The sequence below is a fragment of the Streptomyces sp. NBC_00306 genome (genome assembly GCF_036169555.1).
GTDB lineage: Bacteria > Actinomycetota > Actinomycetes > Streptomycetales > Streptomycetaceae > Streptomyces > Streptomyces achmelvichensis.
This window is the reverse complement of the sequence record NZ_CP108032.1, coordinates 4,688,628-4,701,864: the sequence shown is the minus strand read 5'-3', so window position 1 is coordinate 4,701,864 and position 13,237 is coordinate 4,688,628. Positions and strand designations below refer to the sequence as shown.

General features: G+C 70.6%; 15 protein-coding genes. 3 read left to right on the top strand and 12 right to left on the bottom strand.

From position 1 onward, the window contains the following. Positions 1–32: 32 nt before the first annotated feature. On the bottom strand, positions 33–1,295 hold the full coding sequence (locus OHA05_RS20990) for an acetyl-CoA C-acetyltransferase (RefSeq protein WP_328861431.1): 1,263 nt from the start codon (positions 1,293–1,295) through the stop codon (positions 33–35). Positions 1,296–1,366: 71 nt separating this feature from the next. Between OHA05_RS20990 and OHA05_RS20985 the strand changes: the two genes are divergently transcribed. Both OHA05_RS20985 and OHA05_RS20980 read left to right on the top strand, forming a co-directional pair. Continuing rightward, the gene (locus tag OHA05_RS20985; protein ID WP_328861430.1) at positions 1,367–2,716 is read left to right on the top strand and encodes a 3-oxoacyl-ACP reductase; all 1,350 of its coding nucleotides are present in this window, start codon (positions 1,367–1,369) and stop codon (positions 2,714–2,716) included. Position 2,717: 1 nt separating this feature from the next. Then, positions 2,718–3,578 carry a MaoC family dehydratase gene (locus OHA05_RS20980; protein WP_328861429.1) on the top strand — a complete coding sequence of 287 codons (861 nt, stop codon included), beginning with the start codon at positions 2,718–2,720 and terminating at the stop codon, positions 3,576–3,578. Here OHA05_RS20980 and OHA05_RS20975 read toward each other — a convergent pair. The 6 genes from OHA05_RS20975 to OHA05_RS20950 form a co-directional block, all read right to left on the bottom strand. Further along, a complete protein-coding gene (locus OHA05_RS20975; protein WP_313944786.1) occupies positions 3,547–4,203 on the bottom strand; it encodes a TetR/AcrR family transcriptional regulator in 657 nt (218 codons plus the stop codon). The two genes, OHA05_RS20980 and OHA05_RS20975, sit on opposite strands and share 32 nt — an antisense overlap. Positions 4,204–4,340: 137 nt before the next feature. Beyond that, positions 4,341–5,690, bottom strand: coding sequence for a dicarboxylate/amino acid:cation symporter (locus tag OHA05_RS20970; protein WP_313944787.1), 1,350 nt, complete (start codon positions 5,688–5,690; stop codon positions 4,341–4,343). A gap of 453 nt (positions 5,691–6,143) precedes the next feature. Further along, on the bottom strand, positions 6,144–6,437 hold the full coding sequence (locus OHA05_RS20965; RefSeq protein WP_313944788.1) for a DUF4229 domain-containing protein: 294 nt from the start codon (positions 6,435–6,437) through the stop codon (positions 6,144–6,146). A 63-nt stretch (positions 6,438–6,500) separates the two neighbouring features. After that, positions 6,501–7,025 carry a GNAT family N-acetyltransferase gene (locus OHA05_RS20960; RefSeq protein ID WP_313944789.1) on the bottom strand — a complete coding sequence of 175 codons (525 nt, stop codon included), beginning with the start codon at positions 7,023–7,025 and terminating at the stop codon, positions 6,501–6,503. Next, positions 7,025–8,188, bottom strand: coding sequence for an aminofutalosine synthase MqnE (gene mqnE / locus OHA05_RS20955; protein WP_313944790.1), 1,164 nt, complete (start codon positions 8,186–8,188; stop codon positions 7,025–7,027). The genes OHA05_RS20960 and mqnE overlap by 1 nt, the downstream gene beginning before the upstream one ends. Before the next feature lie 52 nt (positions 8,189–8,240). Further along, positions 8,241–8,702 (bottom strand): Lrp/AsnC family transcriptional regulator, encoded by a 462-nt coding sequence (locus OHA05_RS20950; protein ID WP_313944791.1) that lies wholly within the window; start codon positions 8,700–8,702, stop codon positions 8,241–8,243. A gap of 126 nt (positions 8,703–8,828) precedes the next feature. On the opposite strand from OHA05_RS20950, the gene OHA05_RS20945 reads away from it, so the two are divergent. Continuing rightward, positions 8,829–8,957: a hypothetical protein gene (locus OHA05_RS20945; protein ID WP_313949146.1), complete on the top strand. Its 129-nt coding sequence runs from the start codon at positions 8,829–8,831 to the stop codon at positions 8,955–8,957. A gap of 21 nt (positions 8,958–8,978) precedes the next feature. Here the strand turns inward: OHA05_RS20945 and OHA05_RS20940 are convergent, their stop codons facing one another. The 5 genes from OHA05_RS20940 to OHA05_RS20920 all read right to left on the bottom strand — a co-directional run bounded on the left by OHA05_RS20940 (position 8,979) and on the right by OHA05_RS20920 (position 13,162). Further along, positions 8,979–9,638 carry a UbiX family flavin prenyltransferase gene (locus OHA05_RS20940; protein WP_313948907.1) on the bottom strand — a complete coding sequence of 220 codons (660 nt, stop codon included), beginning with the start codon at positions 9,636–9,638 and terminating at the stop codon, positions 8,979–8,981. An 82-nt stretch (positions 9,639–9,720) separates the two neighbouring features. Beyond that, on the bottom strand, positions 9,721–10,284 hold the full coding sequence (locus OHA05_RS20935) for a Uma2 family endonuclease (protein WP_328861428.1): 564 nt from the start codon (positions 10,282–10,284) through the stop codon (positions 9,721–9,723). Between the two features lie 36 nt (positions 10,285–10,320). Continuing rightward, positions 10,321–11,241: a menaquinone biosynthesis prenyltransferase MqnP gene (mqnP, locus tag OHA05_RS20930; RefSeq protein WP_313944793.1), complete on the bottom strand. Its 921-nt coding sequence runs from the start codon at positions 11,239–11,241 to the stop codon at positions 10,321–10,323. Next, positions 11,238–11,714 carry a hypothetical protein gene (locus OHA05_RS20925; protein ID WP_313944794.1) on the bottom strand — a complete coding sequence of 159 codons (477 nt, stop codon included), beginning with the start codon at positions 11,712–11,714 and terminating at the stop codon, positions 11,238–11,240. The genes mqnP and OHA05_RS20925 overlap by 4 nt, the downstream gene beginning before the upstream one ends. Continuing rightward, complete coding sequence (locus OHA05_RS20920; protein WP_328861427.1) at positions 11,711–13,162, bottom strand: menaquinone biosynthesis decarboxylase; 1,452 nt, start codon at positions 13,160–13,162, stop codon at positions 11,711–11,713. Before OHA05_RS20920 ends, OHA05_RS20925 begins: the two co-directional genes overlap by 4 nt. Positions 13,163–13,237 lie beyond the last annotated feature (75 nt).

The window sequence follows — 13,237 nt, the reverse complement described above, 5'->3', positions numbered from 1 at the left end:
TGCGGGGCAACGGCCCCACGGGAGGGCGGGGTTCAGGCACGTTCGAGGATCGCCGTGACCCCCTGGCCGCCCGCCGCGCAGACCGAGACGAGTCCGCGTCCCGGACCCTCCCGCTCCGCCAGCAGCGTGGCGAGCGTCGCGACGATCCGCGCGCCCGTCGCGGCGAACGGATGCCCGGTCGCGAGCGAGGAGCCGCCGACGTTCAGCCGCGCCCGGTCCACGGGAGCGAGGCCCTGCTTCTCCCAGGCGGCCAGCGTGGCGAGCACCTGCGAGGCGAACGCCTCGTGGATCTCCACCAGATCGAAATCGCCGAGGGTGAGCCCGGCCCGCTCCAGCATCCGGGGGACGGCGTACACGGGTGCCATCAGCAGTCCGTCCCGCCCGCCGACATGGTCGACGGCGGCCGTCTCGTACGCCGTGAGGAAGGCGAGCGGCCGCAGACCCCGCGCCGCCGCCCAGTCCTCGCTCGCCAGCAGCACGGTGGCCGCGCCGTCGGTGAGCGGGGTGGAGTTGGCGGCGGTCATCGTCGCGTCGGGGTGCGCCGTGCCGAACACCGGCTTCAGCGTGGCGAGTTTCTCCACGGTGGAGCCGGGCCGCAGATTCCCGTCCCGGGCCAGGCCCCGGTACGGCACGACGAGGTCGTCCAGAAGCCCGCGGTCGTACGCGGCGGCGAGCCGGCGGTGGCTCTCGACGGTCAGCTCGTCCTGTTCGGTGCGGCCGATCCCCCACTCCCGTGCGGTGATCGCGGCGTGCTCGCCCATCGACAGCCCGGTGCGGGGTTCGGCGTTGCGCGGGATGTCGGGCACGAGGTGCCGCGGCCGGATCCGCGCGAGCGCCCGCAGCCGGCCGCCCGCCCCCTTCGCCCGGCGCGCTTCCAGCAGGATCCGGCGCAGCTCGTCGTTGACGCCGAGCGGTGCGTCGCTCGCGGTGTCGGCGCCGCCCGCGATCCCGCTGTCCACCGCGCCGAGCGCGATCTTGTTCGCCACGGCGATGATCGCCTGCAGTCCGGTGCCGCAGGCCTGCTGGATGTCGTACGCGGGGGTCCGCGGGTCGAGCGCCGAGCCGAGGACGGTCTCGCGAGCGAGATTGAAGTCACGGCTGTGCTTGAGGACGGCGCCGGCGACGAACTCGCCCACCGCGTCCGGCTCCTGGAGGCCGTACCGCTCGACGAGCCCGTCCAGCGCGGCGCCCAGCATCTCCTGGTTGGAGGCGGTGGCGTAGGCACCGTCGGACCTGGCGAAGGGGATACGGCTGCCACCGATCACCGCGACCCGGCGAGGCGCGTGAGCGAACATCTCGACCAGCTCCTGACTTCTCAGTAACCTTACTCTTGAGTAAATCTACGACCGAGCTGGGAGCAAGGACAATGGCCGATCGCTATCTGCACCTCACCCGCACAGCACCCGGCCGATTTCTGACCCGTCGGCTCGGCCTGCCCCAGCCGCACCCTCTGCGCCGCTGGAGCGCCGACACGCCCGCCCTGGACGGGCCGCTGCTGCGGCTCACCGCCGGGAGTTCGGCGCTGCGGGAGCCGCTGTCCGACGCCGGGCTGTCGCTGACCGACGCCGGGCTGCCGCTCACCGCGCCGGACGAGGGACCCGCGGGGCGGCAGACGCCCGCCGCCCTCGTCCTCGACGCGACCGGCGTCACCTCCGCCGCAGGACTCGCCGAGGTCCACGCCGCGCTGCACCCGGCCGTACGGTCACTCGGCGCCGGCGGCCGGGTGGTCGTCCTCGGCTCACCGCTCGCGGCCGACGATCACCACCAGGCCGCCGCTCAGCAGGCGCTGGAGGGATTCACCCGCTCCCTGGGCAAGGAGCTGGGCCGCGGACGCACCGCCAACCTCGTCCGCCTCACCGCTCCCGCCGCAGCCGCATCGACCCTGCGCTTCCTGCTCTCGCCCAAGTCCGCCTACATCAGCGGGCAGGTCATCGAGATCGCCGGGCGCGCGGTGGACGAGGAGCGGGCGGCGGGCGGCGATCCCGCGCGCCCGCTCGCCGGGCGTACCGCTCTGGTCACCGGCGCGGCGCGCGGCATCGGGGCGGCCGTCGCCGAGACCCTCGCCCGCGACGGCGCGGACGTCCTCTGCCTGGACGTGCCCCCGGCCGAGGCCGACCTCCGGGCCACCGCCGACCGGATCGGCGGCACCGCGCTCACCCTCGACATCACCGCCGCCGACGCGGCCGACCGCATCACGGCCGCCCTCCCCGACGGCCTCGACATCCTGGTCCACAACGCGGGCATCACCCGCGACCGGCGCCTCGCCAACATGCCCGCGGACCGGTGGAGTTCGGTCCTGGACGTCAATCTCACCGCCGTACTCGACATCACCGACGCGCTCCTGAAAGCCGGGGTGGTCGGGGACGGCGGCCGGATCGTCGCGACCTCGTCCATCGCCGGTATCGCCGGGAACACCGGCCAGACCAACTACGCGGCGAGCAAGGCCGGGATCATCGGCCTCGTCCGCTCCCTCGCTCCCCGCGTCGCCGACCGGGGCATCACCGTCAACGCCGTCGCGCCCGGCTTCATCGAGACCCGGATGACGGCCGCCGTCCCGCTGTTCGTCCGGGAGGCGGGACGCCGGATGAACTCCCTCGCCCAGGGCGGGCTCCCCGTCGATGTCGCGGAAGCCGCGGCCTGGTTCGCCCACCCCGGGTCCGGTGCGGTCACCGGCCAGGTGCTGCGCGTCTGCGGCCAGAGCCTGCTGGGAGCCTGACATGCCACTCGCCCTCACCCTGGCCCGCGGGGCCCTCACCTCACCGCTGAAGCGCGGCGTCCACGCGGACGCCGAACTGCCCGCGACCCGGATCGGCGGCCCCGTCCGTATCGATCCCGCGCGCCTCGCCGCGTACGCCCGGATCTGCGGCTTCCCGGGCGACGGACCCCTCCCGCTCCCCTATCCGCATGTCCTGGGCTTCCCGCTCGCCATGCGCCTGATGGCCGCCCGCCGCTTCCCGCTCCCGCTGCTCGGGCTGGTCCACACCCGTATCGAGATCACCGGGCACCGGCCGCTGACCCCCGAGGACACGCCCGTCCTGACCGTCCATGCCGAGGCGCTGACCCCGCACCGGCGGGGCACCGAGGTCACCGTCGTCACCCGGGCGCACCGGGACGGCGACCTGGTGTGGGAGTCCCGCAGCGGCTATCTGGCCCGGCACCGGACGTCGTACGACACCGACCGCCCGGCGCCCGAAACGCGGCACCGGACCGCGCACGACACGGACCACCGTCCCGACGAGCCTCTGCCCGCCGTCGGCACCTGGCAGCTCCCGGCGGACCTGGGACGCCGCTACGGCGCGGCGTCCGGCGACCGCAATCCCATCCATCTGCATCCGCTGACCGCCAGGGCCTTCGGCTTCCCCCGGGCGATCGCCCACGGGATGTGGACCTTCGCCCGCTGCCTCGCGGAGTCGGCCAGCCCGCAACTCACGGCGGCGAGCGCCGAGTTCAGGGCGCCGGTGCTGCTGCCCGCATCCGTGACCTACGCCGCGGAGCCGGCCGGCTCCGGTACGGCGTTCCAGCTCCGCAGCGGCGACCGCATCCATCTCAGCGGGAGGACCAGCGCTCACCCTTCATGAGCTCACCGAGGCCCATCCAGGCGAAGTTCATGAGCGTCGCCGCGGCTTCCTTCGCCGACACCGCACCCGTCTGGTTCATCCACCCGGCCAGCGACTCGGCCGCACCGACCAGCGCCTGCGCGAGGCCCGCCACGTCCCGGTCGGCCAGTTCGGGGTCCTGCCGGGCAGCCCCCGCCTCGCGGGCCGCGGTCGCGATCAGACCGGTCACGAAGGTGACGATCTCGTCGCGCATCGCGGCCACTTCGAGCGCGAACGGTTCCCCGTGCGTCCGCGCCTGCTGGTGCAGCACGGCCCAGCCGTCCGGGTGCTCGGCGGTGTGCGTGAAGAACGCCGCGAGCCCGGCCCACAGCTGCCGGTCCGCCGGCAGCCCCGGCTCCACCGCCGCCTCCACGGCCGCGATGAGCGCGGCGGCCTCACGGCGGATGCACGCCGTGAACAACTCCTCCTTGGAGTTCAGATACAGATAGACCAGGGGCTTGGAGACCCCGGCCAGCTCCGCGATCTCGTCCATCGAGGCCGCCCGGTAGCCGCGCTGCCCGAACGTCTGCACCGCGGCGTCCATCATCTGCCGCTCGCGCACCGCCCTCGGCATGCGCTTGCTCTTCACGCCCTTGACCGCACTCATCTCAGAACTTCCCTCCGCCCCCGCACCCCTACTCCGCGGTAAGCCTACGGCCAGCCGCAAGGCGGCACGACGTGCAAAGACCCCCCTCCCTTACGGAAGGGGGGTCTCATGCTGTTCACCTACGCGCCGTGACCTGGTCAGGCGGCGACGGGCACCGCCGTCTTCTGTTCGGTCGCGCGCGGCTCGGCCTCGTCGATCGGGGACGAGGTGGCCGAGTTGTACGCGTCGTGGTCCAGGATCTTCTCCCGCGCCGCGACGATCACGGGCACGAGCGCCTGACCGGCGACGTTCGTCGCGGTCCGCATCATGTCCAGAATCGGGTCGATCGCCATCAGCAGACCCACGCCCTCCAGCGGGAGGCCCAGCGTGGACAGCGTCAGGGTGAGCATGACGGTCGCGCCGGTGAGGCCCGCCGTGGCCGCCGAGCCGACGACCGAGACGAAGGCGATCAGCAGGTAGTCCTGGATGCCCAGCTGCACGTCGAAGATCTGCGCGATGAAGATCGCGGCCAGTGCCGGGTAGATCGCGGCGCAGCCGTCCATCTTCGTCGTCGCGCCGAACGGGACGGCGAAGGACGTGTACTCCTTCGGCACACCGAGCCGCTCGGTGACCTTCTGCGTCACCGGCATCGTGCCGACCGAGGAGCGGGAGACGAACGCCAGCTGGATCGCGGGCCAGGCACCGCGGAAGAACTGGATCGGGTTGACCTTGGCGACCGTCGCGAGCAGCAGGGGGTAGACACCGAAGAGGACCAGCGCGCAGCCGATGTAGACATCGGCGGTGAAGGTCGCGTACTTGCCGATCAGGTCCCAGCCGTAGTCCGCGATGGCGAAGCCGATCAGGCCGACGGTGCCGAGGGGCGCCAGCCGGATGACCCACCACAGGGCCTTCTGCAGCAGCTCCAGCACGGACTCGCTGAGGGTGAGGATCGGCTGGGCCTTCTCACCGAGCTTGAGTGCGGCGACGCCGGCGACGGCGGCCATGAAGACGATCTGCAGGACGTTCAGCTCGGTGAAGGGCGTGATGACGTCGGTGGGGACGATGCCGGTGAGGAAGTCGATCCAGCTGCCCGCGTGCTCGGGCTTCTCGCCGTCCTTCGGGGTCAGGCCGGTACCGGCGCCGGGGTTGGTGATCAGGCCGATGGCCAGGCCGATCGCGACGGCGATCAGCGAGGTGATCATGAACCAGAGCAGGGTGCGGGTGGCCAGCCGCGCGGCGTTGTTGACCTTCCGCAGATTGGTGATCGACACCAGGATGGCGAAGAAGACCAGCGGCGCGACGGCCAGCTTCAGCAGCTGGACGAAGATGTCGCCGACCTGCTCCAGGGTCTTGTAGAGCCAGTTGATGTCCTGGCTGCGGGCGAGCCATCCGAGCAGGACACCGAGGACGAGACCGGCGACGATCTGGGCCCAGAACGGGACCTTGGGTATGCGGAAACCGGAGCCCGAGGGCTCTTCCGTCGTGGTGGACGCGGCGTTCGCGGACACGGACACACTCCAGTTGCGGCGTATCGGGTGGATACGGCGGATGCGGGGACACAGGGGATGCGGGCCATACGGAGCAAGGAGAGCGGCGCCCGGTGCGCGATGGCGCGGCGCCGCTGAGATGCCGGGGTCAGACCGAGCGGCAACAGACCGCGGACATACAGCGGCAGAGGTCGACATGCAGGCGCGCCACGAGCGGGGGGCTCGCGGCATCGTGGAGGCGCACTGCTGTCGTCACGTCGAACACGTTAACACTTGAACTTTGAGCTACTCAAAGGACCTCTTTGAGACGGGGAATCCCAAGTGGCCGTCGGGGCAACGGAAAACCCCGGCGGAAGCGGCTGCTTCCGTCCGGGATGTGTGACGCAGACAACGTCCGGGGAGTGTGACGCGGACGCGTGCGGGGTGTTCGAGGCAGGCGAGGCTCGGGGTGTGTGACGCGGACCGCCGTGCGGGCTACTGCACCGCGCCGTCCTCCTGCGACCGGTTGGCGTCCAGGCGCGCCTTCGCGTGGTCGACCTTGGTGACGATCTGCTCGGACATCGCGTCGCGCTGCTTGCGCAGCAGCACGAAGCTGAGCGGCGCGGAGATGAGCAGGGCGAGCAGGACGACCCAGACGAAGTTGGAGTCGCCGAGTCCCTTGGGGAGCGCGCCGATCTGCACCAGACCGCCCACGGCGAGGAAGCAGCCGATGAAGATGGCGAGGCGCAGAGTGGTGTACCGGATCGCGGCGCTCGACTTGGCGGACACGGTGGGCCTTCTCTCTTCGTACGACAGATCGTGCCAAACCAGTGAAGCACGACCCCCGGCGGCTCAGTACAGCGGTAGCAGCATCACGACGTCGTCGCGGTCGTCGCCCTCGGCGACCCGGATCGCGCCGGGCACCCGGCCGACTTCCTTGTAGCCGCAGGCCTCGTAGAACCGGTCGGCGCCGGTGCCGCCGCGGCAGGTGAGCCGTATGGCCTCTATGCCGTCCAGACCCCGGGCGGCCTCGGCCGCGGAGGCCAGGAGGTCGCGGCCGTATCCCTTGCCCTGATGGGTGGGATGGACCATGACCGTGTAGAGCCAGATCCAGTGCCGCATGAGCCGGTGCGTGTTGAGGGCGAGGAAGGCGGCGGCGGCGACCTCGCCGTTCGCGTCGTGACCCACGAGCAGCCGGGTGCGGCCCTCGGTCATCGACGCGAGGTGCTTGACCAGTTCGGGCCGCACGGCATCCGCCGTGACCGGGGGCACGAAGCCGACGGCGCCGCCCGCGTTGGACACATCGGTCCAGAGCGTGACGAGGCCGTCGTGCAGCGTGCGGTCGACGGCGGGATCCAGGGTGAACGCCAGGGCCATCAGAGGCGCATGGGCTGCGGCGACTCACGACGGTCGGCGTCCGGGCCCGGGTACTCGCGGATGATCTCGTAGCGGGTGTTGCGCTCGACGGGCCGGAAGCCGGCGTCGCGGATCAGGTCGAGCAGATCGTCGCGGGTCAGCTTGTTCGGCGTGCCGTAGTTGTCCGCGTCGTGCGTGATCTTGTACTCGACGACCGAGCCGTCCATGTCGTCGGCGCCGTGCTGGAGCGCGAGCTGGGCGGTCTGCACACCGTGCATCACCCAGAACACCTTGACGTGCGGGACGTTGTCGAACAGCAGCCGGGAGACCGCGAAGGTCTTGAGCGCCTCGGCGCCGGTCGCCATGGTGGTGCGCGCCTGGAGGCGGTTGCGGACCTTGCCGTCCTGCATGTCGACGAAGTCGTGCTGGTAGCGCAGCGGGATGAAGACCTGGAAACCGCCGGTCTCGTCCTGGAGTTCACGCAGCCGCAGCACGTGGTCGACGCGGTGACGGGGCTCCTCGATGTGCCCGTACAGCATCGTGCTCGGGGTCTTCAGACCCTTCGAGTGCGCGAGGCGGTGGATGCGCGACCAGTCCTCCCAGTGGGTGCGGTGGTCGACGATGTGCTGGCGCACTTCCCAGTCGAAGATCTCGGCGCCGCCGCCGGTGAGCGACTCGAGGCCGGCCTCGATCAGCTCGTCGAGGATGTCGGACGCCGACATCCCGGAGATCGTCTCGAAGTGGTGGATCTCGGTGGCGGTGAAGGCCTTCAGCGAGACGTTGGGCAGCGCCTTCTTCAGCTCGCTGAGGGACCGCGGGTAGTAGCGCCACGGCAGGTTGGGGTGGAGGCCGTTGACGATGTGCAGCTCGGTGAGGTTCTCGCCCTCCATCGCCTTGGCGAGGCGGACGGCCTCCTCGATGCGCATGGTGTACGCGTCCTTCTCGCCCGGCTTGCGCTGGAACGAGCAGTAGGCGCACGACGCGGTGCACACGTTCGTCATGTTGAGGTGACGGTTGACGTTGAAGTGGACGACGTCGCCGTTCTTGCGCGTGCGCACCTCGTGGGCGAGGCCGCCGAGCCAGGCGAGATCGTCCGACTCGTAGAGGGCGATACCGTCCTCACGGGTCAGCCGCTCTCCGGCCCGGACTTTCTCCTCGAGCTCGCGCTTGAGTCCCGCGTCCATGTGCGACGGCCTCCCATACGTATGCCAATCGGGCTCCACCAACCCAGCAAGACTACGTCCAGCTCTCCTCGGGCAAGTCGCCGACCCGGTTCTCCCACTTCGTGGACAGCACGATGGTGGTACGGGTGCGCGAGACGCCCCGGGTGCCGGACAGCCTGCGGATCGTCTTCTCCAGACCGTCCACGTCGCTCGCCCTCACCTTGAGCATGTACGAGTCGTCTCCCGCAATGAACCAGCAGTCCTCGATCTCGGCGAGGTCCTTCAGCCGGCGGGCCACGTCCTCGTGGTCGGCGGCGTCGGAGAGCGAGATGCCGATGAGTGCGGTGACACCGAGACCGAGCGAGGCCGAGTCGACGGTGGCGCGGTAACCGGTGATGACACCCGCCGCTTCGAGGCGGTTGATGCGGTCCGTGACGCTCGGCCCGGAGAGGCCCACAAGCCGTCCGAGCTCGGCGTACGAGGCTCTGCCGTTCTCCCGCAGCGCCTGGATGAGCTGCCTGTCCACCGCGTCCATATGCCTGGAGCCTTCCATTGTTCAGCAATCCAGCGAGTTTACGTATAGAATCTAAGGCATGCAGGGGCAGTAGCCCTGCGAATCTTTCAAAAAATCAGCGACGATCCTTCAGGAGTGTGCTTCACCGTGTACACGATCGAGATGGCCCACGCCCACATGCGACAGCTTCAGGAGCTGGCCAACCGCTCGCGTGCCCACCACCCCGCGGCCGCCCGCCGCACCGACAAGGCGCGCAAGGCCGGCAGGAAGGCCTGAGGGGGAGTCTTCGGACACCCCCTAATCCGCACGAGAGCCACCGAGCTCTCCTTCCCAGCGGCGGTAGAGCCGGTGCGGCACCCCTGCCGCGTCCAGCACCCGCCCGGCGACGAAGTCCACCAGGTCCTGGATGTGCGTCGCCCCCGCGTAGAACGCAGGAGAGGCGGGCAGCACCACGGCGCCCGCCTCGTCCAGCGTCACCAGATGCCTGAGCGTCTGCCCGTTGAGCGGGGTCTCGCGGACCGCGACCACCAGGGGCCGGCGCTCCTTGAGCGTCACGCTCGCCGCCCGCTGGAGCAGATCCTTCGACAGTCCGAGCGCCACCCCGGCCACCGACGCCGTCGACGCCGGCACGATCAGCATCCCCTTGACGGGATACGACCCCGAGGACGGCCCGGCGGCCAGATCACCGGCGGCCCAGTGCCGGACGTCGTCCACGTCCACCGTGAAGGTGCCCGGCTTGCCGTCGGCACCGCGCGCCAGCCACTCCCGCAGATCGTCGCGCCAGTGCGCGTCACGGAAGGCGATGCCGGTCTCGTCGAGCAGCGTCAGCCGCGACGCCCGGCTGACCACCAGGTCCACACTCTCGCCCGCGGCGAGCAGGCCACGCAGTACGGCGGCGGCGTACGGGGTCCCGGACGCGCCGGACACTCCGACGATCCAGGGCCGGCGGCCGTTCACTTCTCCTTGCTCCACACAGTGAGCCTATCCGGCGGCGCGGACCCGGAACCGAACGCGGTGGCCTGACGTTCCCCGGCCGGGGTCAGGCGGCCGAGGGGTCCACAGGCAGCGCGGCGGTGTCGACCGAGAGCGTCCCGATGCCGCTCGCCACGGTGACCTGCTTCCCGTAGGGGATCGTGTCCCGCCCGAGGTAGCCGTCGGGCCCCGGGTTCCACAGCGTCACGCAGTGCCGCCGGTACGGGTCGAAGATCAGGTAGTGCGGAATACCGCGCCGCGCGTAGGCCCGGTCCTTGACCTCGTAGTCGTTGCGCGCACTGCTCGGCAAGACCACCTCGATCGCGATCTCGATGAGTTCGGGAGAGTACGCGCTGAGGTTCTTGGCCACCTCGGCGGCGGGGATCACGGCGAGGTCGGGGCAGAACTCGTTGCTGTCGTCCATGGGCACGGCGACATCGCTGAGGAAGTCCCACTCCTCCGGGACCTGGGGCTCCAGCGCGTTCCACAGCTGCCTGATCGTCTTGCCGTGGTGCGGCTTGACCGGACTCAGCACGATGTTGCCCTCGACAATCTCCGTCCGGTATCCGGGGAACATGTCCTCGAACCGGCTGAGCTGCGCGTGCAGGCGGTCGCTCTCCGAGATGGTCACGTCGGCCTCCGTTCCCTGCACCAAGGCGCACCGTAGCTACACGGTCAGACCGCGAACCAGGAGATCGAGCAGCGCACACACGAACAGGGCAATGCCGATGAAGCCGTTGACGGTGAAGAACGCCCTGTTCAGCCGGGACAGGTCGTGCGGGCGCACGATCGAGTGCTCGTAGAGGAACGCCGCCGCCACGAGCGCGAGGCCCAGCCACAGGAACACGCCCGCGTCCGTCGCCAGCGCGTACCAGACGAAGAGCGCCATCGTCACGACGTGGCAGCCGCGTGCGCCGTACAGCGCCGCCGGGATGCCGAAGCGGGCCGGGACGGACTTCACGCCGTGGGCCCGGTCCGCCTGGACGTCCTGGCAGGCGAAGATCAGGTCGAAGCCGCCGATCCAGATGCCGACCGCGAGTCCGAGGATCACCGCGTCCCACGACCACGACCCGGTGACCGCGATCCAGGCGCCGACCGGGCCCATGGCCTGGGCGAGACCGAGGATGGCGTGCGGGAAGTTGGTGAACCGCTTGCCGTACGGATAGACCACCATCGGAATCACCGCGATGGGCGCGAGCGCCAGGCACAGCGGGTTCAGCGCGGCCGCGGCGCCCAGGAAGACCACGACGGCGACGAGCGCCCCGGTCCACGCGGAGCGCACACTCACCGCTCCGGTGACCAGTTCGCGGGAGGCCGTGCGCGGGTTCCGGGCGTCGATCTCCCGGTCGATGATGCGGTTGCACGCCATCGCGAAGGTCCGCAGCCCCACCATCGCGACGGTGACGAGCAGCAGCCGGCCCCAGTGGATGTTCTTGTCCAGCTCGAACATCGCGGTCAGCGCGGCGATGTAGGCGAACGGCAGCGCGAAGACCGAGTGCTCGATCATCACCAGGCGCAGGAACGCCTTGGTGCGTCCGGACTGCGGCGCCGGGCCGGGACGGGCCACGCCGTCGGCGGTCGTCATCATCCGAGGTTCCTCCGGAACAGTTCGAGCTCGGCACGCAGGTCCGCCGTGGACGTGGGGCCGATCTCCACATCGAGCGGAGCCGACTCCGGCGGGGTGAGCCGCGCCAGGAACGCGAAGCCCTCACCGGCCGGGCGACCGTCCAGACGCAGCAGTTCGCGGCCCGCCACCGTCAGCGTCTCGGTGAACTCCGCGTCCGGGTCGTCCAGGGCGGCCAGCAGCCGCTCCGCGAAGGCGGCCGCCGCCGCGTCGCCGAGCTCGGGCAGCGCGACCTCCCGCCCCTCGCCGTCCGTACGGTCGGCGATCAGCTGCCACAGGCCCGACGGTCCGGCGAACTCCTCGGGGGTGACGCCCGCGCGCTCGGCCGCCTCGCGTACCTCCGGCCGGGTGGGGTCGATCTCCGGGCGCAGCAGGGCGACGCACGGTGTGTCGGCCCCGAGGAACAGGGCGGGGCCGCCCACGGCGATCGGGCTCACAGGCCGTACTCCTTCCAGCGGCGGTCGACCTTCGCCGCCGTCTCCGGGTCGGACTCGACCATCTCCGGCCAGCCGCCGTCCCGGGTGTATCCCTCCTCGGGAAGCTTCCGCGTCGCGTCGATGCCCGCCTTGCCGCCCCAGAACTGCTGGTAGGAGGCGTGGTCGAGATGGTCCACCGGCCCCTCGACGACGGTCAGGTCCCGGGCGTAGTCGGTGTTGCCGAGGGCGCGCCAGGAGACCTCGTGCAGATCGTGCACGTCGCAGTCGGCGTCGACGACCACGATCAGCTTCGTCAGCGACATCATGTGCGCGCCCCAGATGGCGTGCATGACCTTCTGCGCGTGCTTCGGGTACTTCTTGTCGATCGAGACGATCGCGCAGTTGTGGAAGCCGCCCGACTCGGGGAGGTGGTAGTCCACGATGTCCGGCACGATGATCTTGAGCAGCGGCAGGAAGAAGCGCTCCGTCGCCCGGCCCAGCGGACCGTCCTCGGTCGGCGGACGGCCCACCACGATGGACTGGAGCAGCGGCCGCTTGCGCATGGTCACACAGTCGATGGTGAGCGCCGGGAACGGCTCCTGCGGCGTGTAGAAGCCCGTGTGGTCGCCGAACGGCCCCTCGGGAAGCGTCTTCCCGGGCTCCAGCCAGCCCTCCAGCACGACCTCGGCCTGCGCCGGGACCTGGAGCGGAACGGTCTTGCAGTCGACCATCTCGATCCGCTTGCCCGAGACGAAGCCCGCGAACAGGTACTCGTCGATGTCGCCCGGGAGCGGCGCAGTGGAGGCGTAGGTGACCGCGGGCGGGCAGCCGAAGGCGATCGCGACCGGCAGCCGCTCCCCGCGCCGGGCCGCCACCTGGTAGTGGTTGCGGCTGTCCTTGTGGATCTGCCAGTGCATGCCGATGGTGTTCCGGTCGTGGCGCTGGAGCCGGTAGAGACCGAGGTTGCGCACCCCCGACTCCGGGTCCTTGGTGTGTGTGAGCCCCAGGTTGAAGAAGGAGCCGCCGTCCTCGGGCCAGGTGAACAGTGCCGGCAGCCGGTCCAGGTCGACGTCGTCGCCGTGCAGGACGACCTCCTGCACCGGGGCGTCCTTCACCTTCTTCGGCGGGACGTGCACCATCGTGCCGAGCCTGCCGAACGCCTCGCGCACCCCGACGAAGCCGTGCGGCAGCTCGGGCTTCAGCAGCCCGCCGATCTTGTCGCTGATCTCGGAGTAGGACTTCAGTCCAAGCGACTTGAGCAGCCTGCGGTCCGTGCCGAACACATTCATCGCCAGGGGCATCGCGGAGCCGCGCACGTTCTCGAAGAGCAGGGCGGGGCCGCCGGCCTTGTTCACCCGGTCGACGATCTCGCCGACCTCGAGATACGGGTCGACCTCGGCCTTGATGCGCTTGAGGTCACCCTCGCGCTCCAGCGCCCTGAGCAGGGAGCGAAGATCGTCGTAAGCCATGCGCTCCAGTATCCGGTACGGGCTACCCTGGCGGCGTCACCGGGGCCCGTTCCGCGCCCTTCCGCCTCTTCCTGG

What these genes read in the sequence shown, in the direction of transcription:
- OHA05_RS20960 (WP_313944789.1), bottom strand. Translation starts at nt 7,025, where the DNA reads ATGGCCCTGGCGTTCACCCTGGATCCCGCCGTCGACCGCACGCTGCAC.
- mqnE (WP_313944790.1), bottom strand. Translation starts at nt 8,188, where the DNA reads ATGGACGCGGGACTCAAGCGCGAGCTCGAGGAGAAAGTCCGGGCCGGA.
- OHA05_RS20980 (WP_328861429.1), top strand. Translation starts at nt 2,718, where the DNA reads ATGCCACTCGCCCTCACCCTGGCCCGCGGGGCCCTCACCTCACCGCTG.
- OHA05_RS20975 (WP_313944786.1), bottom strand. Translation starts at nt 4,203, where the DNA reads ATGAGTGCGGTCAAGGGCGTGAAGAGCAAGCGCATGCCGAGGGCGGTG.
- OHA05_RS20985 (WP_328861430.1), top strand. Translation starts at nt 1,367, where the DNA reads ATGGCCGATCGCTATCTGCACCTCACCCGCACAGCACCCGGCCGATTT.
- OHA05_RS20990 (WP_328861431.1), bottom strand. Translation starts at nt 1,295, where the DNA reads ATGTTCGCTCACGCGCCTCGCCGGGTCGCGGTGATCGGTGGCAGCCGT.
- mqnP (WP_313944793.1), bottom strand. Translation starts at nt 11,241, where the DNA reads ATGATGACGACCGCCGACGGCGTGGCCCGTCCCGGCCCGGCGCCGCAG.
- OHA05_RS20920 (WP_328861427.1), bottom strand. Translation starts at nt 13,162, where the DNA reads ATGGCTTACGACGATCTTCGCTCCCTGCTCAGGGCGCTGGAGCGCGAG.
- OHA05_RS20950 (WP_313944791.1), bottom strand. Translation starts at nt 8,702, where the DNA reads ATGGACGCGGTGGACAGGCAGCTCATCCAGGCGCTGCGGGAGAACGGC.